We start from the raw sequence: 20,159 nt of genomic DNA, 5'->3' as shown, positions 1-20,159 counted from the left end.
GTAAGGGGCCGCGGGCTGTCCTACAGGGGACGCCGGGAGGCCCACCACAGGGTGAACGCGGTCAGCGCGGCGGCTCCGGCCAGCAGGATGCCGGCGCCGGTCCACTGCATGGCCGCCATCTGGCCGTGTTCGAGGTACTGGAAGACGTTGTCGACGATGCCCTTCTCCTCGATGCACGCGTTCGTGGCCTTCTCGGTCTGCTCGGCACAGGCACCCCAGCCGAAGAGCCTGCCGTCGGCGCTCGCGACCCAGCGGTCCACCTCGTAGGCGTCGTCGAGGCGGGCGGGCAGGGGGGCGTCCAGCGGATAGGTGACCGTGCGCGGGGTCGCCAGATGGACCCGGAACATGCCCCACGCGGCCTGTGCGGCGACGCAGAAGAAGAAGGTGACGACCATGGAGGCGAGGACCCGCCGCAGCAGGACGCCGATCGTGATGCCTGCCGCCGTGAGGAACAGGGCGAGCGCGGGCAGGACGGGGCCCGTGGTGTCGAAGGCCGAGGCGTCCATCCAGAGGTCGGGGAGGACCGAACGGTGGGGCCGCCACCACCAGGTGAAGACCGCGGAGAGCGCCGAGCAGGCCACGAGCGTGACCAGGAGGCACCAGCCGAGCTTCGCGACGAGCCAGCGCCGGCGGGTCACGGACTGGGTCGTGACGAGCTGTGCGGTGCCCTGTTCCTGGTCGGCGGCGATCAGCGGGGCGCCGAAGAACACGGCCAGGATGCCGGGCAGCAGACCCAGCAGGGAGGTGAGGTTGCGGTACTGCCCGCCCACCACCGGCTGGGGCACGGACTCACCGGGCCAGCCGGCGGCGTCCAGCAGGTCGTTCAGCTGGGCACGCTGGTAGACGATCCAGAGCGAGCCGAGCACCACCAGGGCCAGGACGCAGCCCACGGTGGCCCGGTGCTGGCGCAGGACCAGCCAGGTCAGCCCGCGCAGCAGCCTCGGACGGGCCGTGCGAGCGGTCGGTGTACCGGTCAGGGTGGTGCTCATGCGGTCCGGTTCCCTTCGGTCTCGATGTCCGCGCCGGGTGTGTACAGCGCGGGCGCTTCCGGTGAGCGCAGATGCGCCAGCAGCACTTCCTCCAGGCTGGGCTCGGTCACCTGCCAGTCCCCCGACAGCGGGCCGGACGGCCGCACCATCGCCCGGAACTGCCGTCCCTGCACGCGCTTCTCGACGACCGTGTGGGCGGTCAGAGCGGCGGGCAGCTCCCCGTCCCTGGTCACCCCGGTCACCAGGGTGTGCGCGGGGACGAGGGCATCGGCGTCACCGGCCATCCGGATCCGGCCGTCGGCGAGGACCAGCAGGTAGTCGCACATGTCCTCCAGCTCGGCCAGGTTGTGGGAGGACATCACCACCGTGGTGCCGCGCTCGACGGCCTCCGCCATCAGCAGGGCGCCCATCTCGTCCCGGGCCAGCGGGTCGAGATCCGCCATCGGCTCGTCGAGCAGCAGCAGATCCGGCCGCTTGCCGAAGGCCAGCGCGAGGGCGACCCTGGTGCGCTGGCCGCCGGACAGCGCCCCCACCGAGGCGTTCATCGGCACCGAGCCCGAGCGTACGATGCGCTCCGCCGCCGCCGCGTCCCAGCCGGGGTTGAGCTCGGCGCCCATCCGCAGCGTCTCACCGACCGTGAACCGCTTGAACAAGGCCTTGTCCTGCCCGAGGAAGGCGAACCTCGGCATCACCCGGGGGTCGTCCACCGGCACCCCGAACACACGCAACTCGCCCTGACTGGAAGCCACCTGGCGGGACACCAGGCCCAGCAGGGTGCTCTTCCCCGCTCCGTTGGGCCCGACCAGGCCGCAGATCCGTCCGGTCGGCAGCCGGAAGGAGCAGTCGCGCAGCGCCCAGCCGCGTCGGTAGCGCTTCCCCAGTCCGCGGGCCTCCAGGGCCCACGCGCCCGGGCCGCCGCCCGGATTGCTCGTCTCCGCCACGCGCCTCGCCTCAATTCCATTAGTCAATTAATGGAATCATTGTCTTGGGGGGGTATGGCTGTCAAGCGCGGACTCCGGGGCCCGCGCCATGAAGGCCGCGAGCCCCGGAGTCCAGGTGCTTCCCGCCGGTTTCCTTCGGCCCGAGAGGTGCGCACACCCGTCCGCCACCAGGGCGTCCAGCCCCTGGCCGCCCGCCTGTTCTGCGATCAGAGGGCCGCACCGACCGTCGGCTCGGACCTCATGCACATCCTGGTGGAGATCGACGTCGTCGCCCTGCGCCGGTAGGTGCGCCGGGCCGGCGCGGTCCCGGCCCCGCTGCCGCAGGACGGTCCGTCAGTTCGCGGCTACGCGCCGTGTGGCGGGAGTAAAGAACTACCCAGGATGTCGACAATCTTCACCGAGACATTGAACTGGTCACAGGATGGTCACTAAGGTCGGCCCTCGAACCTTCGTACGGTTGATCGCCCATTCGGGGTGACGGCGAAGGAACCGCCGAGTCCGTGACGTGCGCGGCGCCGTGGCCTCTCCGAAGCCCGGTAGGCGGCTCTAGGAAGAAGGAGCTCGCCTCCGTGGCGTCCCACCGTCGTCCCAAGCAGCCGAGCCGCACCCGCGTGACCGTGCTCACCGCGACCGCCGCCGCGGCCGTGGCCCTGACCTCCCAGGCCGCCCACGCCGACCCCAAGCCGACCAAGAGCGAGGTCAAGGCGAAGGTCGACAAGCTCTACCACGAGGCCGAGGTCGCCACCGAGAAGGCGAACGGCGCCAAGGAGCAGCAGGACGAGCTCAAGAAGCAGGCCGACGCCCTCCAGGACAAGGTCGCCCGCGGCCAGGACGAGCTCAACACCCTGCGTGGCGAGCTGGGTTCGCTGGCCACCGCGCAGTACCGCTCCGGCGGTCTCGACCCGTCGGTCCAGCTGCTGCTCTCCTCGGACCCGGACAGCTTCCTCGACCAGGCCTCCGCGCTCGACCAGCTGACGGCCAAGCAGGCCGAGTCGCTGCAGAAGATCCAGGCGAAGCAGCGCACCCTCGCGCAGCAGCGCACGGAGGCGCAGGCCAAGCTCGCGGATCTGACCGAGGTCCGCACGACGCTTGGCGAGAACAAGAAGAAGTTCCAGGGCAAGCTCGCCGAGGCCCGGAAGCTGCTGAACACCCTCACCGCCGCCGAACGCGCCAAGATGGCCGAGCAGGAGCAGCGCGCCAGCCGTTCCGCGGGAGACCGGGTCGAACTCGGCAACGAGGTCCCGGCCTCCGCCCTCGGGGCGGCCGCGCTCGCCGCCGCCGACACACGGGTGGGCAAGCCCTACGTCCGCACGGCCACGGGCCCCGACTCCTTCGACTGTTCGGGCCTGACCATGTGGGCGTACGCCCAGGCGGGTGCCGGCATCACCCGCACCACGTACACCCAGATCAACGAGGGCACCCGCATCGGCCGCGGTCAGCTGAAGCCGGGTGACCTGGTCTTCTTCAACAACACCTCGCACGTGGGCCTCTACGCGGGCAACAACACCGTGCTGCACGCGCCGTACCCGGGCGCCCACGTCCGCTACGAGTCGATGAACACCATCGGCAGCTTCCAGGCCGCGGTACGCATCTGACCGGGCGGTGCCCGCGCTGCGAGGTCGGTGATCGCGGCGCTGAGGGGCTTCAGCTCGATGCCACGGTATGTGGCGGTGGCAGTCAGTGCTGCGGCCGGTTCTTCGCCGTTGAGATTGTTGAGCGTCAGCAGGCCGTAGAGGTCCGCGTCATCCCTCTCTCGGGTGTTGAGATCGCCGAGCGAGATGGCGGTGGTGAGCCCGGGAGTGACGGGGGCGCCGAAGCTGATGTCCAGTTGGAGCTTGAGACGCTCACGGGCGATCGATGCGGCCATGGACAGCCGTACGCCGTGATACTCGTCCTCCTCACGGATGGGTACGGTTCTGAGCGTGGCGGAGTCGTATGCGGACGCCGTCGTCGACCTCAGCGGTGGCGATCGCGGCGATTCTGCGGATGATCTCGGCTTCGTCGCCGGAGAACGCGCGGCCAAGGATGTCGATGTCACGGGTCATCCGGCGGGCGCCGAACTGGGCGAGCAGAAGGCCGCCTTGAGGATGACGTGCTCGCGGCCGAGGGGGGATGCTGCCAGGCGGTAGAGGAATCGTTCGAGTACGTACTCGACCGTGACCTCGTCCGTTGAACGGCCGAAGGCCCTGACAGCGCTGAAAGATATAGACGCGCTGGTCAGGGCCCACCACCTCAGCACTCGATGATGTTCACCGCGAGCCCGCCGTGCGCGGTCTCCTTGTACTTCACGCTCATGTCGGCCGCTTTTGATCAAGGGTGTGACCTGCGGGTTTGGCGTAAGCAGGTCCGACCGGCGTCACGCCAGGGGCTTTTCAGGGACTTTCATGCCGACAGTTGCCCACAGAAGTCCGGAGTAGGTGCACGTGAGCGGGTTGGTAGGGCGCCGGTGTGTCTCCCCCTACTGGCGCCAAACGGTCATAGGGGTATGTGCTGCTCATTCCGGGATCCGAGGACCAACGCGAACGGTGGTGCGCTGGTAGGTATACAGGTCGGCCCCTTCCTGCCCGATCGGCGAGACCCTGTAGGCGGCATTGCCCATGCACCATGTTTCACGGGCATTCGGCCCACAGCACATGCCCCGTCCGCGCTACTGAACTTGAATGTGTGATGTCGGCTTGACCCTGGTCAGCTGCCTATGGTCAGGCCGGTGCCCATGAGGCAGCCGTCGATGAGGTGCGGTCGGTACTGGGTCTTCTTGAGACTGCGCTTCACGGCGGCGGCGAGCTGGTCGAGGTTCGCGGCGGCGAGGTTGCCGATGGTCCGTTTCACGAGAGACCAGATGCCTTCCTGCCTCCACCGACCGCTCGCTCACCCTCAGCGCGGCCGCGATCTCCCTGTTCTTCCTGCCATCCTCGAAACGGCCGACCGCCTCCAGCCGGATCCGTTCCCTCGCCACCCTCTTGGCATCGGTCAAGCCGCCGCCCTGCGCGTATCTCACACCACACAGCTACCGACCCGGCTCAGCCGCCGTCAGGCGAACGACCCGACATCACCCAATCAAGTTCAGTAGCCGATCTGCCCTGCTGCGCCCTGCAATTCCTGCGGCTCGAGAACGACCACGCCGATGAATGGCTCGGACTGGAGAAACGGGACATGCGCGCCTGGGCCGGCGTCCTGTCGCTGTCGCTGCTCGACGACGCGGGTCGGCTGGACGACCTCGAACCAGACCGGTGGAGTGCCTGGGTGGGCGCAATCGCTGACCCGTGGTACGTCCTCTCGTCCACGACATGGGCGCTGCTGCTCCAGAGGGCGGCCGTCAATGACCCCCAGGGCCTTGCTCGTGCGATCGGGACAGCTGCCAGGGCGCAACTGGCCCACGGCGTACAACCATTGGTTCTGGAACGCATCGAGGCGACCTGGACCTTGGTCGTCACCGAGATATGGGAAGAGTTCCTGGCGGCGCTGTCCGCTGCCCTCCTGCCCGACTTCCGCTCGGCGGGTGCGTGGTCGGTGGCCGCGGAGGCATTCGAGAAGGGAGAGGAGGCTCGGGCGGCGCTGGTTCGTACGTGGTCCGGACTCCTCGCCAGCCTTCTTACCGTGGAGAACACCCTCGCACGGTCTGTCGCCGAGTTCGCACTCATGGCAGTGGAGCGGGACGGCGAAGCCGGGGATCTCGAGCTCCCGGTGCTCGTCGCCTGCGTTCTGGTGGAGGTCGACGGCTTCGAGGCGTGGACCGGTCTCAGAGAGCTCATTGACGCATCGGCCCGCTTCAGCCGGGATCTCGCTCTGAAATGCGCAGGGCGCTCCGAGCGTGGGCATGTCGAGGTACACGCAGATGAAGAGGGGCTGAGCGCGCTCTATCGGTGGCTGAACACGGTCTTCCCTCAGGACCGGAACAGCCGACCGCTCGGGGTACATACCGTGACTCCCGAAATGGAGGCGCTGGACTGGCGTGAGGCGTTGCCCGGGACGCTGAGCCGCCGCGGCACTCCGGAGGCGGTCGACCAGCTGAAGGCGCTGGCGGCCGAGTTTCCCGCGCGCTTGAACCTGCGAGCCGCGCTGGTGTCGGCACGGGCCAACTGCCTTGCGGCGACGTGGACTCCAGTCGACCTCGACGAGGTCGTCGCCCTCCTGGCCGGGGTCGCCGCCTCGTCTGAGTCCACGCTCGTCGAAGCCCGACTCGTCGACGTGTTGGAAGCCTTCCAGGACATGGGCAGCCATGAATTCCGTGGGGGGATCGTGCGGGACATGCAGCGGCTCATGAATGCGGACCGACTCCTGCCCATCGCGGACCACAACATGGCGCGTGATCATCTGCGAGCGATCGCCGGGTATGCCTACGGCGCGGGCGGCCCGGAGGCCCGGCTCGCCCTGCTCGCGGCACTGGAACAAGCCCGTCCCGATGAGGAAGCTGTGGAACGCCTCAGGGATCTGCTCGCGGTGCGCGAGAGCTGGTTGGCTTGAAACGCCGACCGGGTGGAACGAGTGGTGGCAACGGGGATGAGGAATGGAATTTCTACGCGATATCGGCACGTCACTGCTTGCCAGCGCTCTCTTCTTGGCGCTGGTATGGGCATTCTCGAAGACTGCCCGTCGCCTTATGCGTGGCCTTGCTGCCCATCTACTGCACCTGGATGTGGAAGAGGTCTTCGCCAACAGTCGAGATGCGGCACACGACATCAAGCGGGAACTGGGTCGGGCGAGGGAGGTGTCCGTTCTGACAGGCCGCGGTTCTGAACTACAGCGCGACTTGTTCGAGGAGCTGTTCCTTCGCTGTCGGGCTCGCCGCTCCCGCTGCCGCATACTGCTGCCGAGACTTGATGTTCCCGCAGGTGAGCCGGACTGGATCACCGACCGGGAGGAGGAGATCCAGGTCTTCGACTCCGCTTTCGGCGCCGGTCTGCTGCGCCGCCAGATCGCGGCGACCTACGACTACCTTGCTCCGCTCACGGTGGAGGGACACCTCGAAGCACGTGGTTATGGCGTTCCACACATCGGCCGGATCATCGCAACCGAACGGGTCGTCTATCTGACTCCGTACTCGGCGGACCGGCATGGCAGGGAATCTCCCGTGATCAAATACCGGCGTGGAGAGACATATGATGTCCTGCTGCGTCTGATTGACAAGTTGTGGGTGGGCGGGCCGGCCTGACCGCCTGGCCGAATGGGTACTCCTTGCTTCCTGCTCGCGCCCGCAGCCTCCTTGCCTTGGCCGCCGGGCTCCGGGCACATTGTTCCGAACCCACGTAGCCCCGGTTCGTGACGTGGGCCTACGGATGGGAAGTTCCCGCATTCCCTGGCGTCACGAGCGACCGGGCATCCACCACTCCGTGTGTCGGGCGCACCTCCGACAATCAGTGACGGGATGTCATTGACGCTTCGGGGTATGGGGCATCTCCTGCGGTTTGTGAGGGAGTCGGATCACGTCCACGTACTGGCTGAGCTGTTCCAACTACGTGTGGCGGCGGTGCCTGCGAGCAGTGGGTCCGCGAATGCGATGACTAGGCCGACCACGTCAGTGAAGAGATTCGGATAGCCGGCCGAGGAAGGTCCCTGTCGGCGGCGCCAGGCGGCGTAGGAGGATTGGCGGCGCTCGGCGAGGTCGGTGATCGCTGCGCTGAGGGGCTTCAGCTCTATGCCGCGGTGTGTGGCGGTGGCGGTCAGCGCTGCGGCCAGCTCTTCGCCGTTGAGACTGTTGAGTGTAAGGAGGCGGTAGAGGTCTGCGTAGTCGCGGTCGCGGGTGTTGAGGTCGCCGAGCGAGACGGCGGTGGAGAGCTTTTCGGCGATGACGGTGGCGATCGGGTAGCCGAGGAGCTGGAAGCTCTCTGTGGTGAGCTGCTGCCGGTAGTTGATCGTCCGGGGGTTTGGGGTGACAGGGTCGCCGAAGCTGACATCCAGTTGAAGTTTGAGTCGGGCCCGGGCGATGGATGCAGTCATGGACAAGCGAAGGCCGTGGTACTCGTCCTCCTCGCGGATGGCGATGCTCTTGAGCGTTGCGGGGTCGAAGACCACTCCGTCGTCGATCTCGGTGGCGGCGATGCCTGCGATCCTGCGGATGATCTCGGCTTCGTCGCCTGGGAACGCGCGGCCGAGGATGTCGATGTCGCGGGTCATCCGGCGTGCGCCGAACTGGGCGAGCAGCAGGCCGCCCTTGAGGACGAAGTGTTCCTGGCCCAGGGGCGATGCGGCCAAGCGGTAGAGGAACCGTTCCAGGACGTACTCGACCATGATCTCGTCCGTGGACCGGTTGTTGCGGCGGGCCAGATTGCGCAGGTCGTTGTAGACGCGGCCGGCGGTGGTGCCGCGTGTTGGGTTGGTCATCAGGCGAGCACCGCCTCTACGGCGGGGCGGATGACGGAGAGTGCGCCCAGCTCGCGCGCGACGTGCTGGAGTTCGCTGACCCCGCCACGTCCGTTCCGGCGCAGGTATCGGCTGAGTGCTGACAGGGCCAAGGTCTCGCCAATGCGGTTGCGGTGGCGCATCGCGTCGACGACGCTGCGGGCCGCGTCGTACACGGGGATGGTCTCTCCTGGGGCCGCTTCGAATCGTTCGACGCCGAGAGCGAAGGTCTTCGAGGTGTACTGCGCCACTACTGTCGGCGGGTAGGAAATCGTGGGGCGGCGTGAACCGCGCGGCACGGCGATGTGTACTGCTGCGGGGATGTCGTCGATCAGCTCATGCAGGGCCAGGGCGGACTCACCGCACACGACAGCGCGAGGAGCGCGAGAGCACACGGCCAGCAGATCGGCGTGCGCGGTCTCCGGGGCGTCTGACCGCCGGTACACCCCACGGGACAGTTCGTCTATCTCGCCTTCCGCGACCAAGGACGCCAGATCGCGGGGGGAGAGCAGGGCCTGACGTGCCTGCGCTGTCGTGAACGTGGGGGAGAGGCCTGCCAGGCGTTGCTCCAAGCGAGAGTTTTCCGCAGCACTCATGTATCGAATGGTACCCCTTCGCTGGAATCAGGGGATCGATTTAATGCATCCTCGTAGCGGCCGACGGATAGCCGTCCGTCGACGGTCCGGCGTGGTTAAGGTGTGGACGGGCGCCTTGGGCGGGGGCTCGGTGTCGTGGATCGGCGTACCTCACGAGTCCCAGCGAGGCGTTTGCACGGAGGCACTGCATGGCACTCCGAGTCACGATCGCTCGCAGACTCGCCATGGGCAGGTTGCTGGTTCGAATCTGCAGGCGGCCTCGTGGGAGGACCACAGGGTTCGCCGCACTGCGGCGCGGCGAACATCGCGTCTACCCTGCCGCCTCGGAGGCGGGCCATCGCAGTGTCGAGGTTCCGCGATGAGCCACCGGGCGGCTTGCCCGAGGGACATCCGTCGCTGAGCGCATGCCACGAACCCCCAGGCCAGAGGCCTGCCCCGTGGGATTTCCCAGGGACTTTTCAGGGACTTTCACGCCTGTCCCAGGGAGAATCCAGGGACTTTCCGCCGAGTAAGCAGGGAAGGCCCTGACAGCGCTGAAAGATGCGAACATGCTGGTCAGGGCCCACTTCCCTAGCACTCGATGATGTTCACCGCGAGCCCGCCGCGCGCGGTCTCCTTGTACTTCACGCTCATGTCGGCCCCGGTCTCCTTCATGGTCTTGATGACCTTGTCCAGGGAGACCTTGTGGCTGCCGTCGCCGCGCAGGGCCATCTTCGCCGCCGTGACCGCCTTGACCGCCGCCATGCCGTTGCGCTCGATGCAGGGGATCTGGACGAGGCCGCCGACCGGGTCGCAGGTCAGGCCCAGGTTGTGCTCCATGCCGATCTCGGCGGCGTTCTCCACCTGCTCGGGGGAGCCGCCCAGGACCTCGGCCAGGGCGCCCGCCGCCATGGAGCAGGCGGAGCCGACCTCGCCCTGGCAGCCGACCTCGGCGCCGGAGATGGAGGCGTTCTCCTTGAACAGCATGCCGATCGCGCCGGCGGCCAGGAGGAAGCGGACGACGCCGTCCTCCTTCTCGGCCTCGGTGCAGCCGTCCGCCGCGAAGTTCATCCAGTAGTGCAGGACGGCGGGGATGATGCCCGCCGCGCCGTTGGTCGGGGCGGTGACCACGCGGCCCCCGGCGGCGTTCTCCTCGTTGACGGCCATGGCGTAGAGGGTGATCCACTCCATCGCGTGCGCCAGGGGGGCGCCCTCGGCGCGCAGCTGCCGCGCGGAGTTCGCGGCGCGACGGCGGACCTTCAGGCCGCCGGGCAGGATGCCCTCGGTGGTCATGCCGCGCGCGATGCAGGCCTCCATGACGCGCCAGATCTCCAGCAGGCCGGCCCGGATCTCGTCCTCCGTGCGCCAGGCCTTCTCGTTCTCCAGCATCAGGGAGGAGATGGACAGACCGGTCTCCCCGGCGAGCCGCAGCAGCTCGTCACCGGTGCGGAAGGGGTGCTTGAGGACCGTGTCGTCCGGGATGATCGGGTTCTCGCCGGCCACCGCGTCCTCGTCGACGACGAAGCCGCCGCCCACCGAGTAGTACGTCTTCTCCAGCAGCGGGGCGCCGTCACGGTCGTACGCGAGGACGGTCATCCCGTTGGCGTGGTACGGCAGGGCCTTGCGCCGGTGCAGGACCAGCTGCTCATCGGCGTCGAACGGTATGTCGTGTACGCCGAGCAGGTTGATGCGCCCCGTGGAGCGGATCTCCTCGACGCGGGCGTCCGCGCCCTCGATGTCGACGGTGCGGGGCGACTCGCCCTCCAGGCCCAGCAGGACGGCCTTGGGCGTGCCGTGCCCGTGGCCCGTCGCGCCGAGCGAGCCGTAGAGCTCGGCACGTACCGACGCGGTGTGGACCAGCAGCCCCTCGTTCTTGAGGCGGCGGGCGAACATGCGGGCCGCGCGCATCGGGCCGACCGTGTGGGAACTGGACGGGCCGATGCCGACCGAGAAGAGGTCGAAGACCGAGAGGGCCACGGGAGTACTCCTAAGGCGTTGGTGGACGTCGTTGTCCGCCGGGTGGTGCGGGACGGGCCGGATGGGCCCGGGTGCGCGGGGCAAAGGGATGGGGGCACCGCGCGCACTCTGTTCAGTGTGCGCGGTGCCCCCACCCGGCGTGCAAATCGCGGGTGACTACTTGACGCCGGGGTACAGCGGGAACTTCCCGGCCAGCGCGGCCACGCGGGCCTTGAGGGCCTCCGCGTCGTACGCGGGCTTCAGCGCGGCCGCGATGATCTCGGCGACCTCGGTGAAGTCCTCGGCACCGAAGCCGCGGGTGGCGAGCGCCGGCGTGCCGATGCGCAGGCCCGAGGTGACCATCGGGGGCCGCGGGTCGTTCGGGATGGCGTTCCGGTTGACCGTGATGCCCAGCTCGTGGAGCCGGTCCTCGGCCTGCTGGCCGTCCAGCTCCGAGTTGCGCAGGTCGACCAGGACCAGGTGGACGTCGGTGCCGCCGGAGAGGACGGAGACGCCCACCTCGGTGACGTCCGGCTGCACAAGGCGCTCGGCGAGGATGCGGGCGCCGTCCAGGGTGCGCTGCTGGCGCTCCTTGAACTCGTCGGTGGCCGCGACCTTGAAGGAGACGGCCTTGGCCGCGATCACGTGCTCCAGCGGGCCACCCTGCTGACCGGGGAAGACCGCGGAGTTGATCTTCTTGGCGAGCTCCTGCGTCGACAGGATGACACCGCCGCGCGGGCCGCCGAGGGTCTTGTGCGTGGTGGTCGTGACGACGTGGGCGTGCGGCACCGGGTTGGGGTGCAGGCCCGCGGCGACCAGGCCCGCGAAGTGGGCCATGTCGACCATCAGGTACGCGCCGACCTCGTCCGCGATGCGGCGGAAGGCGGCGAAGTCCAGCTGGCGGGGGTAGGCGGACCAGCCGGCCACGATGAGCTTCGGCTTCGACTCCTTGGCCAGGCGCTCGACCTCGGCCATGTCCACGACGCCGGTGTCGTCGACGTGGTACGGGACCACGTTGTAGAGCTTGCCGGAGAAGTTGATCTTCATGCCGTGGGTCAGGTGACCGCCGTGGGCCAGGTTCAGACCCATGATCGTGTCGCCCGGCTTCAGCAGTGCGAACATCGCGGCGGCGTTGGCCTGCGCACCCGAGTGCGGCTGGACGTTCGCTGCCTCGGCGCCGAAGAGCGCCTTGACGCGGTCGATCGCGATCTGCTCGACCACGTCGACGTGCTCGCAGCCACCGTAGTAGCGCCGGCCGGGGTAGCCCTCGGCGTACTTGTTGGTGAGGACGGAGCCCTGCGCCTCCATGACCGCGACCGGAGCGAAGTTCTCCGAGGCGATCATCTCGAGGGTGGACTGCTGACGGTGGAGCTCGGCGTCGACGGCGGCGGCGACGTCCGGGTCCAGCTCGTGGAGGGAGGAGTTGAGAAGCGACATCAGTTAAGTCCCTAAGGTCTCAGTTGCCGGAGAACGCGGTGTACTCGTCGGCGGAGAGAAGGTCCTTCGGTTCCTCCGCCACGCGCACCTTGAACAGCCAGCCGCCCTCGAAGGGAGCGGAGTTCACCAGCGACGGGTCGTCCACGACGTCCTGGTTCGCCGCGGTCACCTCGCCGGTCACCGGCGAGTACAGGTCGCTGACCGACTTGGTCGACTCCAGCTCCCCGCAGGTCTCGCCCGCGGTCACCGTGTCACCGACCTCCGGGAGCTGGGCGTAGACGACGTCACCGAGCGCGTTGGCCGCGAACTCGGTGATACCGACCGCGGCCACGCCGTCCTCGAGGGCCGACAGCCACTCGTGCTCCTTGCTGTACCGCAGCTGCTGGGGGTTGCTCATGACCTGAATTCTCCTGTACGCGGGGGAGTGCTGATGAACGGTGGTCTTACGGTGTGAGACACGACTGCGTCACGTGCGCGGCGGCCGTGTCACTTCCGGCGCTTGTAGAAGGGCAGCGCCACGACCTCGTACGGCTCGTGCGTGCCCCGGATGTCGACCCCGACACCCTCGGTTCCGGGCGCGGCGTGCGCCGCGTCCACGTAGGCCATGGCGATCGGCTTGCCCAGGGTGGGCGACGGAGCACCGGAGGTGACCTCGCCGACGACCTCCCCGCCGACGACGACGGGGAACCCCGCGCGCGGCACGCGGCGCCCCTCGGCGACCAGGCCGACGAGCTTGCGGGGCGGGGCGGACTCCGCGCGCGCGGAGGCGGCCGTGAGCGCCTCGCGGCCGACGAAGTCACCCTCCTTCTCGAACTTCACGACCCTGCCCAGGCCCGCGTCGAAGGGCGTCAGCTCGGTGGTCAGCTCGTGCCCGTACAGCGGCATGCCCGCCTCCAGGCGGAGCGTGTCGCGGCAGGAGAGCCCGCAGGGGATCAGTCCGTAGGGCGCGCCGGCCTCGGTGAGGGCCTTCCACAGCTGCTCGGCGTGGGCGGGGGCCACGAAGAGCTCAAAGCCGTCCTCGCCGGTGTAGCCGGTACGGGCGATGAGCGCGGGGACACCGGCGACCGTCCCGGGGAGACCCGCGTAGTACTTCAGTCCGTCCAGGTCGGCGTCGGTGACCGACTTCAGTACGGCGGGGGAGTCGGGTCCCTGGACGGCGAGCAGCGCGTACGCCTCGCGGTCGTCCCGCACCTCGGCCTCGAAGCCACCGGAGCGGGCGGTCAGCGTGTCCAGCACGATCTGCGCGTTGCCCGCGTTCGCGACGACCATGTAGTCGGTCTCGCCGAGCCGGTAGACGATCAGGTCGTCCACGATGCCGCCGTCCTCCTGGACGATCATCGTGTAGCGGGCCCGGCCCACACCGACGGTGGCGATGTTGCCGACCAGCGCGTAGCTCAGGAAGGCCGCCGCCTGCGGTCCGGTGACGGTGATCTCGCCCATGTGCGACAGGTCGAACAGCCCGGCCCGGGTGCGTACGGCGTGGTGCTCGTCACGCTCACTGGCGTAGCGCAGCGGCATGTCCCAGCCGGCGAAGTCGGTCATGGTCGCGCCCAGGGACCGATGCAGGGCATCGAGGGCGGTGCGGCGGGGTTCGGCGCTCGGGGCAGTGCTCATGGACATGGCTCCAGGGCATGACGACAGGGGGTGGTTCCCTCCCCATCTGTCATCGGAACCTGAGAGGTTCGCCGAGAGCCCCTGAAAGGGTCCTGACGGAGTCGGTCCCGTCAGGGTCGGCTTGCACCTTGGGTGGAGCCGCGCAGCGGCCCGCTTTTCAGATCTGCCTCATCCACGCGGTACGGGGCCTGAGAGATTCAAGGGAGGAACTTGCTCCTTCGGCGCCCGGTGCACACGGTGACCGGGACTCTCCCGCGCGGATTCAAACGGCCGGTATGCAGTTGGCGGGGTCATCATCGCACGCATTGGAGGAGAGTGGGGTGTCCCGGTCCGTCCGGACGCGGGGAGCGACACGTACGGGCGGAAGCGGTTGTGCCGCATTACCTTTTCTTTACACTTCTTGGGGCAGGTCAGTGGGTGAATCGGCAGGGGGAGGACGATGACGTTGCAGCGCTACGCGAGCAGCGCGGGGGCGGCACGCGGTGCGATGCCCCGGCAGTCGGGCGTACCCGCCCGCGAGCTGACGGAGGTGCGCCCACCGGTGGTGCGTGACCTGCGGGGCGAGGGCGGCCGCGGGACGTGCGGACTGGACTTCGAGGCCGGTGACGTGGTGGTGGTCTCCGGGCTTCCCGGCAGCGGGAAGTCGACGCTGATCCGCCGCGCGGTCCAGGGGTACGCCATCGACTCCCAGGACACCAGGGACCGCTGGGCGGCCGTCCTGCCCCGCTTACTCCCCTACGCGCTCTACCGCCCCCTGGTGCGCGTCGCCCACTACGCCGGCCTCCGGCAGGCCCTGAGGTCCGGCGGGTCCGTCGTCGTCCACGACTGCGGCACGCAGGCCTGGGTGCGGCGCTGGCTGGCGCGCGAGGCCGGGCGCCGGGGCGGCTCGCTGCACCTGGTCCTGCTCGACGTCACCCCCCGGGTGGCCCGGCAGGGGCAGCGGGAGCGGGGGCGCGGAGTCTCCGGATACGCCTTCGCCCGGCACCGGCGCGCGGTCGGCCGGCTGCTGCGCGACACCGAGAGCGGTCTGCTGCCGCCGGGGTGTGCCTCGGCGGTCCTGCTCGACCGGGAGACCGCGGCGGCGATCGACCGGATCTCCTTCCCCGGACCGCGCCACCCGCAGGAGTAGCGGCCACGGGGCGTGGCGGACGGATCCGGGAGGCGGGAAGGCGTGATCCCGGGCGTCATCGTTCGCATACGCACAGTTCGCATCTCGCCCGCCGGCTGTCCGGAATCTGGACGGTGCGGTGGGCCCGTGCCCCGCTCCCGCCTGCGGCAGTGCCCCCGTGGCGCGAGCCGGTCTAAGGTTTCAGCCGCACCGCATGGCGAGAGAGGGACACAGACACCGTGGACATTCCGGCTCAGGCACAGGCCCCGTATCCGTCCGGGGGATGGCCGGCCAACGAGCTCGAAGAGGCGCTCGGCGCTTCGCTCGGCGTGCCCGGCGCGGGCGGGCGGCTCGTGGAGGTGCTCGGCCGCAGCCAGGTCTGGGTGCCGCTGCCGAACGGCGGCGGGCCCGACAGCCCCGGCCTCGACCTGCCCACCCTCGACATCGAGGGCGGCGCCTACGTCCCCGTCTTCAGCTCCGAGGCGCAGTACCTCCAGTGCGTCGGCTCCCATCTCTCCTTCACCGTCGCGCCCGCGCGCGAGTTCGCCCGCGGGCTCCCCCCGCAGCTCGGCATCGCGGTCAATCCGGGCGGCGTGGTCGGGATACCCCTGCCGCCGCCCGCCGTCGCGGAGCTCTGCCGGGCGGGGCGCACCCCCCTGGACGGTCCGGCGAGCGGGGGCCGGGTGCGGCTGTGCGAGCCGGACTGGAAGGAGGACCCCGTCGACTTCCTCTCCGCGGTGTCCGCCGAATTCCAGGGGACCGGCCTGGTGACCACGGCGCGCCGGGTGCTGGCCAGTATCGAGGGCGACAGTCCCGCCCTCTTCGTCGGCGTCGAGCTGGCCGTCGTGGACGCCACGGCCCAGAGCGTCCCGCTGGACGCGCTGGGCCGCGCGCTGGGCCGGGTCCAGGTGCCCTGGCCGGTCAACCTCCTCCTGCTGGACGTGGCACAGGACCCGGTGGGGGACTGGATGCTGGAGAAGGTGCGCCCGTTCTATCTGCGCGACGGGCACTGAGAGCGGGACCGCACCGACACGTGGCGTCAAGCCGGTGTCAGGGGCGGCGCATAAGCTGGTTGGATGACGAGGCCGCCCCGTGTGCCCGGGAGCGGCCCACAGCACCGTGAGGCACGCGGGAACAGCGGATCGAAGAGGGGCGGGACCCAGGGTGAGTGCGTCAGGCACGGGGGCGGCCGATGGGGTATCCCCTGCTCATGGGGGTCCCCCCGCTCAAGCGAAGCCGAGAGTGGGGGAGGAGTCGAGAGCTCGGGGAAAGGTCGAGCACGTGCTGCGCCAGGTGACCCCCGGGCGCCTCGACACCTACGAGGCGCTGCTGCGGTCCCTGGCGGACGGCCAGGTCTGGATGCTGCTCTGGCACGGCACGGCGGGCTCCCCCGACGCCCAGTACGGCAACATGGAGATCGACGGCCTGGGTTACGCCCCGTGCGTGACCTCCGCCGAGGAACTCGCGGCGAGCGGCTGGAACAGGGCCCATGAGGTCACCACCGGCCGCGACATCGCCCGCGCCCTCTTCCCCGACCGCTGGGGCATCTGGCTCAACCCGCACGCCCCCGGCGGCGGGGTCGGCATCCCCTGGCTGGACCTGCGGCGCATCGCCACCGGCCTCGACCGGATGCCCGCCGGGCCGCTGCGCCTGAGCGAACCCGCCGTCGAGATCCCGCAGTTCTACGCCCTGCTGTCGCAGAACGCCCACCGCACCCCCGCCGTCCGCGCGCTGCGGCGCGCCTGGGTGCAGCCCGCGCTCGGCGTCCCGTACCTCGCGATCGGGCTCGACCTGTACGACACCGGCCGGCCTTCGGTCGACGCGGTCCGCGCGATGATGCGGCAGTCGATCGGCGTGGTCCCCGACGGCCTGCCGGTCTCCACGGTCTCGATGTCCGACGAGTACGACCCGGTCGCGATGTGGCTGCACGCCAACGCCCGGCCGTTCTACGACCGCGAGGCGCACGCTCCGGCCCCCGGTGCGACCGGCTACGGCTATCCGCCGGCCACCGGTCAGCCTCCGCGCGCGTACTGAGAGGGCGTCACTCGCGTCCGGGCGCGCGAGGCAATAAGCCACCTGTTCCACGCTGTTGGGCGTCATGTCCGCTATAGCGGATTAGCGACCGAGAGGTCCGCTCAATGGGCACGGCTGTCCGGATAACGGAAGCCCCTTGGCAGCATCACGTTTGAGCAAACATTCCCCGTCAGGTCTGGCGGGTGATCGCAAAGTGGTTGAAGACTCCCTACAGCAGGTGCTCCATGCCCGGCGTATCCCTCTTTCAAACAGGGTTCGTTCGGTTGCGCACCGCCACATGAATCACGTGTTGATACGAGCCGCTACAGCGGCGGTCACAGGCCGGCCACCGTCGGCCGAGAGGGGTCTCCAGCGCAATGACGGCACCGATCGAGACCACCGGGGCTGAAGTGCAGCCCGAAACGGTGCTGGAAGGCGCCGGGCGCAAGGAGATCGAGGGCCGTTCGCTCGGCCGGATCGCCTGGACGCGCTTCAAGCGGGACAAGGCCGCGATGGCCGGTGGCATCGTTGTCGTGCTGCTGATCCTCACGGCGGTGCTCTCCAAGCCGCTGCAGTCGCTCCTCGGACTCGACCCCAACGCGTTCAACCAGAGCCTGGTGGACCCGGTCCTGCTGGCGCCCAAGGGCGACTTCGGCGGCATGAGCTGGGACCACCCGCTCGGTGTCGAGCCGCAGACCGGACGCGACATCCTGGCGCGCATCCTCGAAGGCTCCTGGGTCTCCCTCGTGGTGGCCGTCGGCTCCACGCTCCTGTCCGTCGTCATCGGCGTCGTCATGGGCGTCGTGGCCGGCTTCTACGGCGGCTGGGTGGACAGCTTCATCAGCCGCCTGATGGACACCTTCCTCGCCTTCCCGCTGCTGCTCTTCGCGATCTCCATCTCCGCCTCCCTGCAGGGCGAAGCGTTCGGGATGGAAGGACTCACCCTGCGGATCGCGGTCCTGATCTTCGTGATCGGCTTCTTCAGCTGGCCCTACATCGGCCGTATCGTCCGTGCGCAGACCCTGTCGCTGCGTGAGCGGGAGTTCGTCGAGGCGGCCAAGTCGCTCGGCGCGCGCGGTCCGTTCATCCTCTTCCGCGAACTGCTGCCCAATCTCATCGCGCCGATCCTGGTCTACGCGACGCTGCTGATCCCCACGAACATCCTCTTCGAGGCATCCCTGTCCTTCCTCGGTGTGGGTATCGCGCCGCCGCAGGCGTCCTGGGGCGGCATGCTCACGCAGGCGGTCGACCTCTACGAGGTGGACCCGATGTTCATGGTCATCCCCGGCATGGCGATCTTCCTCACCGTGCTGGCCTTCAATCTGCTGGGGGACGGGCTGCGTGACGCACTCGACCCTCGTGGCAAGTAATCGCGGCAGTGCCGCACCGGACTAGCGAGGGGGCTTTCCTCAGCATGCAGAACAGAAAGACAGCAGCGGCCATTGCCGTGGCCGTAGCGGTGTCGCTCGGCGCGTCGGCGTGCAGCAGCAGTGACTCGGGTGGTGACAGCAACGGCGGTGGGGGCAACGCCAAGGCGGACGCCGCGCTGTCGAGCATCGTCAACGCCTCCGACAAGAAGGGGGGGACGGTCACGTACGAGCACTCCAGCGGACCGGACTCCCTGGACCCGGGCAACACGTACTACGGCTGGGTGCAGAACTTCTCCCGTCTGTACGCCCGTTCCCTGGTGACCTTCAAGCCGGCCGCCGGCAAGGAGAGCCTGCAGGTCGTCCCCGACCTCGCCACGGGCCTCGGCAAGGCCAGCGCGGACGCCAAGACCTGGACCTACACGATCCGCAAGGGCGTGAAGTTCGAGGACGGCACCGAGATCACCTCGAAGGACGTCAAGTACGCCGTCGAGCGCTCCAACTTCGCGCCGGAGGCCCTGTCCAACGGCCCGACGTACTTCAAGGCGTACCTCGAGGGCGGCGACAAGTACAAGGGTCCGTACAAGGACAAGTCCGCCGAGGGCCTCAAGTCCATCGAGACCCCGGACGACTACACGATCGTCTTCAAGCTGAACAAGCCGTTCGCCGACATGGACTACCTGGCCGCGTTCTCGCAGACCGCGCCGATCCAGCAGAAGGCCGACACGGGCGCCAGCTACGTCCAGAAGATGGTCTCCTCGGGCCCGTACAAGTTCTCGGCGTACGACGAGAGCAAGGGTGCGACGCTCGTCCGGAACCCGGAGTGGGACCCGAAGACGGACCCGATCCGCAAGGCGCTCCCGGACAAGATCGAGCTGAAGCTCAACGTCAACCCCACCACGGTCGACGACCACCTCCTCAACGACGTGACCACCGCTGACATCGCGGGCACGGGTCTGCAGTCCAAGACCCAGCCCAAGGTCCTGGTCAAGTCCGCCGAGAAGGCCAAGACGGACAACCCGTACGCCGGCGCCCTGCAGTACATGGCGCTGAACGTCAACGTGAAGCCGTTCGACAACATCGAGTGCCGCAAGGCCGTTCAGTACGCGGTCGACAAGCAGAGCCTGATCGACTCGATCGGTGGCTCGGTCAAGGGCGATCCGGCCAGCACGGTCATCCCGCCGACCGTCGCCGGTTACAAGAAGTTCGACCTGTACCCGACCGAGGGCAGCAAGGGCGACGCCGCGAAGGCCAAGGAGCACCTGACCAAGTGCGGTAAGCCCAACGGCTTCAAGACCACGCTGACGGCCCGCTCGGACCGTCCCGACGAGATCACCGCCGCCACGCAGCTCCAGGGCAGCCTGAAGGCGATCGGCATCACCGCCGAGATCAAGCAGTTCCCGTCGGACAAGTACTTCACCGACTTCGCCGGCGTCCCCGAGTGGGTCCACAAGAACAACGCGGGCATGATGATGATGCAGTGGGGCGCCGACTGGCCGACCGGCTTCGGCTTCCTCGACCAGATCGTCAACGGCTCGGCCATCAAGCCCTCGGGCGGCACGAACCTGATGGAGCTCGACGACAAGGGTGTCAACGAGGCCCTCGTCAACGGCATCGGCACGGTGGACACCACGGCGCGCAACGCCGCCTGGGGCGAGGTCGACCAGAAGGTCATGGAGAACGCCTCCCTCGTCCCGCTCGTCTACCGCAAGAACCTGCTCTACCGCCCGGACTCCGCGGCGAACGTCACGGTCACGGACGCGTACCTCGGTATGTACGACTACGTGTTGATGACCTCGACCAAGTAACACCTGTTCCTC

The 20,159-nt window shown here is 68.8% G+C and carries 20 protein-coding genes, 1 pseudogene and 1 riboswitch; of the genes and pseudogenes, 9 read left to right on the top strand and 12 right to left on the bottom strand.

Annotated features, from left to right (window positions below):
* Window positions 1–20: 20 nt before the first annotated feature.
* Together B9S57_RS29860 and B9S57_RS29855 are read right to left on the bottom strand one after the other, a co-directional pair.
* A complete protein-coding gene (locus tag B9S57_RS29860) occupies window positions 21–989 on the bottom strand; it encodes an ABC transporter permease (RefSeq protein WP_103760292.1) in 969 nt (322 codons plus the stop codon).
* A complete protein-coding gene (locus B9S57_RS29855; protein WP_103760291.1) occupies window positions 986–1,930 on the bottom strand; it encodes an ABC transporter ATP-binding protein in 945 nt (314 codons plus the stop codon). Before B9S57_RS29855 ends, B9S57_RS29860 begins: the two co-directional genes overlap by 4 nt.
* A gap of 147 nt (window positions 1,931–2,077) precedes the next feature.
* On the opposite strand from B9S57_RS29855, the gene B9S57_RS34770 reads away from it, so the two are divergent.
* Window positions 2,078–2,215, top strand: a complete 138-nt coding sequence (locus B9S57_RS34770; protein WP_181011530.1) for a hypothetical protein — start codon at window positions 2,078–2,080, stop codon at window positions 2,213–2,215.
* A gap of 284 nt (window positions 2,216–2,499) precedes the next feature.
* Window positions 2,500–3,525 carry an NlpC/P60 family protein gene (locus tag B9S57_RS29850; RefSeq protein ID WP_103760290.1) on the top strand — a complete coding sequence of 342 codons (1,026 nt, stop codon included), beginning with the start codon at window positions 2,500–2,502 and terminating at the stop codon, window positions 3,523–3,525.
* Here B9S57_RS29850 and B9S57_RS36020 read toward each other — a convergent pair.
* The 4 genes and pseudogenes from B9S57_RS36020 to B9S57_RS36560 all read right to left on the bottom strand — a co-directional run.
* Window positions 3,474–3,797 carry a hypothetical protein gene (locus tag B9S57_RS36020; RefSeq protein WP_258036698.1) on the bottom strand — a complete coding sequence of 108 codons (324 nt, stop codon included), beginning with the start codon at window positions 3,795–3,797 and terminating at the stop codon, window positions 3,474–3,476. The two genes, B9S57_RS29850 and B9S57_RS36020, sit on opposite strands and share 52 nt — an antisense overlap.
* A gap of 31 nt (window positions 3,798–3,828) precedes the next feature.
* Window positions 3,829–3,975 (bottom strand): hypothetical protein, encoded by a 147-nt coding sequence (locus tag B9S57_RS36015; protein ID WP_258036697.1) that lies wholly within the window; start codon window positions 3,973–3,975, stop codon window positions 3,829–3,831.
* A gap of 640 nt (window positions 3,976–4,615) precedes the next feature.
* Window positions 4,616–4,759 (bottom strand): hypothetical protein, encoded by a 144-nt coding sequence (locus B9S57_RS34765; RefSeq protein ID WP_181011529.1) that lies wholly within the window; start codon window positions 4,757–4,759, stop codon window positions 4,616–4,618.
* 70 nt (window positions 4,760–4,829) lie between these two features.
* Window positions 4,830–4,886: pseudogene (locus B9S57_RS36560) on the bottom strand (hypothetical protein); the annotation flags it as partial.
* A gap of 197 nt (window positions 4,887–5,083) precedes the next feature.
* Between B9S57_RS36560 and B9S57_RS29835 the strand changes: the two are divergent.
* Together B9S57_RS29835 and B9S57_RS29830 are read left to right on the top strand one after the other, a co-directional pair.
* A complete protein-coding gene (locus B9S57_RS29835; protein WP_103760289.1) occupies window positions 5,084–6,394 on the top strand; it encodes a hypothetical protein in 1,311 nt (436 codons plus the stop codon).
* 43 nt (window positions 6,395–6,437) lie between these two features.
* Complete coding sequence (locus B9S57_RS29830) at window positions 6,438–7,082, top strand: hypothetical protein (RefSeq protein WP_103760288.1); 645 nt, start codon at window positions 6,438–6,440, stop codon at window positions 7,080–7,082.
* A 269-nt stretch (window positions 7,083–7,351) separates the two neighbouring features.
* On the opposite strand, the gene B9S57_RS29825 is transcribed toward B9S57_RS29830, so the two are convergent.
* From B9S57_RS29825 to gcvT, 6 genes are all read right to left on the bottom strand, one after another.
* Complete coding sequence (locus B9S57_RS29825) at window positions 7,352–8,251, bottom strand: nucleotidyl transferase AbiEii/AbiGii toxin family protein (RefSeq protein ID WP_103760287.1); 900 nt, start codon at window positions 8,249–8,251, stop codon at window positions 7,352–7,354.
* Window positions 8,251–8,865, bottom strand: a complete 615-nt coding sequence (locus B9S57_RS29820; RefSeq protein ID WP_103760286.1) for a type IV toxin-antitoxin system AbiEi family antitoxin domain-containing protein — start codon at window positions 8,863–8,865, stop codon at window positions 8,251–8,253. The genes B9S57_RS29825 and B9S57_RS29820 overlap by 1 nt, the downstream gene beginning before the upstream one ends.
* 570 nt (window positions 8,866–9,435) lie before the next feature.
* The gene (locus B9S57_RS29815; protein ID WP_103760285.1) at window positions 9,436–10,821 is read right to left on the bottom strand and encodes an L-serine ammonia-lyase; all 1,386 of its coding nucleotides are present in this window, start codon (window positions 10,819–10,821) and stop codon (window positions 9,436–9,438) included.
* A 156-nt stretch (window positions 10,822–10,977) separates the two neighbouring features.
* On the bottom strand, window positions 10,978–12,237 hold the full coding sequence (glyA, locus tag B9S57_RS29810; RefSeq protein WP_103760284.1) for a serine hydroxymethyltransferase: 1,260 nt from the start codon (window positions 12,235–12,237) through the stop codon (window positions 10,978–10,980).
* A gap of 19 nt (window positions 12,238–12,256) precedes the next feature.
* A complete protein-coding gene (gene gcvH / locus B9S57_RS29805) occupies window positions 12,257–12,634 on the bottom strand; it encodes a glycine cleavage system protein GcvH (protein WP_103760283.1) in 378 nt (125 codons plus the stop codon).
* A gap of 89 nt (window positions 12,635–12,723) precedes the next feature.
* Entirely contained in the window at window positions 12,724–13,851 is a 1,128-nt protein-coding gene (gene gcvT / locus B9S57_RS29800; protein WP_103760307.1) for a glycine cleavage system aminomethyltransferase GcvT, read from the bottom strand.
* Between the two features lie 167 nt (window positions 13,852–14,018).
* A riboswitch (glycine riboswitch) is annotated at window positions 14,019–14,116 on the bottom strand.
* A gap of 174 nt (window positions 14,117–14,290) precedes the next feature.
* Between gcvT and B9S57_RS29795 the strand changes: the two genes are divergently transcribed.
* From B9S57_RS29795 to B9S57_RS29775, 5 genes are all read left to right on the top strand, one after another.
* Window positions 14,291–14,980 (top strand): AAA family ATPase, encoded by a 690-nt coding sequence (locus B9S57_RS29795; RefSeq protein ID WP_103760282.1) that lies wholly within the window; start codon window positions 14,291–14,293, stop codon window positions 14,978–14,980.
* 218 nt (window positions 14,981–15,198) lie between these two features.
* Window positions 15,199–15,972, top strand: a complete 774-nt coding sequence (locus B9S57_RS29790) for an enhanced serine sensitivity protein SseB (RefSeq protein WP_103760281.1) — start codon at window positions 15,199–15,201, stop codon at window positions 15,970–15,972.
* A 268-nt stretch (window positions 15,973–16,240) separates the two neighbouring features.
* Complete coding sequence (locus B9S57_RS29785; RefSeq protein ID WP_181011528.1) at window positions 16,241–16,993, top strand: enhanced serine sensitivity protein SseB C-terminal domain-containing protein; 753 nt, start codon at window positions 16,241–16,243, stop codon at window positions 16,991–16,993.
* 356 nt (window positions 16,994–17,349) lie between these two features.
* Window positions 17,350–18,342, top strand: coding sequence for an ABC transporter permease (locus B9S57_RS29780; RefSeq protein ID WP_103760279.1), 993 nt, complete (start codon window positions 17,350–17,352; stop codon window positions 18,340–18,342).
* A gap of 44 nt (window positions 18,343–18,386) precedes the next feature.
* Entirely contained in the window at window positions 18,387–20,147 is a 1,761-nt protein-coding gene (locus tag B9S57_RS29775; RefSeq protein ID WP_103760278.1) for an ABC transporter substrate-binding protein, read from the top strand.
* Window positions 20,148–20,159: the final 12 nt, after the last annotated feature.

Origin of the sequence: Streptomyces sp. SM10 (genome assembly GCF_002910915.1) — a bacterium.
Classification (GTDB): Bacteria; Actinomycetota; Actinomycetes; order Streptomycetales; family Streptomycetaceae; genus Streptomyces.
The sequence above is the reverse complement of the archived record's forward strand: the minus strand, read 5'-3'. Positions and strand labels throughout refer to the sequence as shown.

Excerpts from the sequence above, each read along its gene's own strand:
- B9S57_RS29860 (WP_103760292.1), bottom strand. The coding sequence starts at position 989 with ATGAGCACCACCCTGACCGGTACACCGACCGCTCGCACGGCCCGTCCG.
- B9S57_RS36020 (WP_258036698.1), bottom strand. The coding sequence starts at position 3,797 with ATGGCCGCATCGATCGCCCGTGAGCGTCTCAAGCTCCAACTGGACATC.
- B9S57_RS36015 (WP_258036697.1), bottom strand. The coding sequence starts at position 3,975 with ATGACCCGTGACATCGACATCCTTGGCCGCGCGTTCTCCGGCGACGAA.
- B9S57_RS29835 (WP_103760289.1), top strand. The coding sequence starts at position 5,084 with ATGCGCGCCTGGGCCGGCGTCCTGTCGCTGTCGCTGCTCGACGACGCG.
- B9S57_RS29830 (WP_103760288.1), top strand. The coding sequence starts at position 6,438 with ATGGAATTTCTACGCGATATCGGCACGTCACTGCTTGCCAGCGCTCTC.
- B9S57_RS29825 (WP_103760287.1), bottom strand. The coding sequence starts at position 8,251 with ATGACCAACCCAACACGCGGCACCACCGCCGGCCGCGTCTACAACGAC.
- B9S57_RS29820 (WP_103760286.1), bottom strand. The coding sequence starts at position 8,865 with ATGAGTGCTGCGGAAAACTCTCGCTTGGAGCAACGCCTGGCAGGCCTC.
- glyA (WP_103760284.1), bottom strand. The coding sequence starts at position 12,237 with ATGTCGCTTCTCAACTCCTCCCTCCACGAGCTGGACCCGGACGTCGCC.
- gcvH (WP_103760283.1), bottom strand. The coding sequence starts at position 12,634 with ATGAGCAACCCCCAGCAGCTGCGGTACAGCAAGGAGCACGAGTGGCTG.
- gcvT (WP_103760307.1), bottom strand. The coding sequence starts at position 13,851 with ATGAGCACTGCCCCGAGCGCCGAACCCCGCCGCACCGCCCTCGATGCC.
- B9S57_RS29795 (WP_103760282.1), top strand. The coding sequence starts at position 14,291 with ATGACGTTGCAGCGCTACGCGAGCAGCGCGGGGGCGGCACGCGGTGCG.
- B9S57_RS29780 (WP_103760279.1), top strand. The coding sequence starts at position 17,350 with ATGACGGCACCGATCGAGACCACCGGGGCTGAAGTGCAGCCCGAAACG.
- B9S57_RS29775 (WP_103760278.1), top strand. The coding sequence starts at position 18,387 with ATGCAGAACAGAAAGACAGCAGCGGCCATTGCCGTGGCCGTAGCGGTG.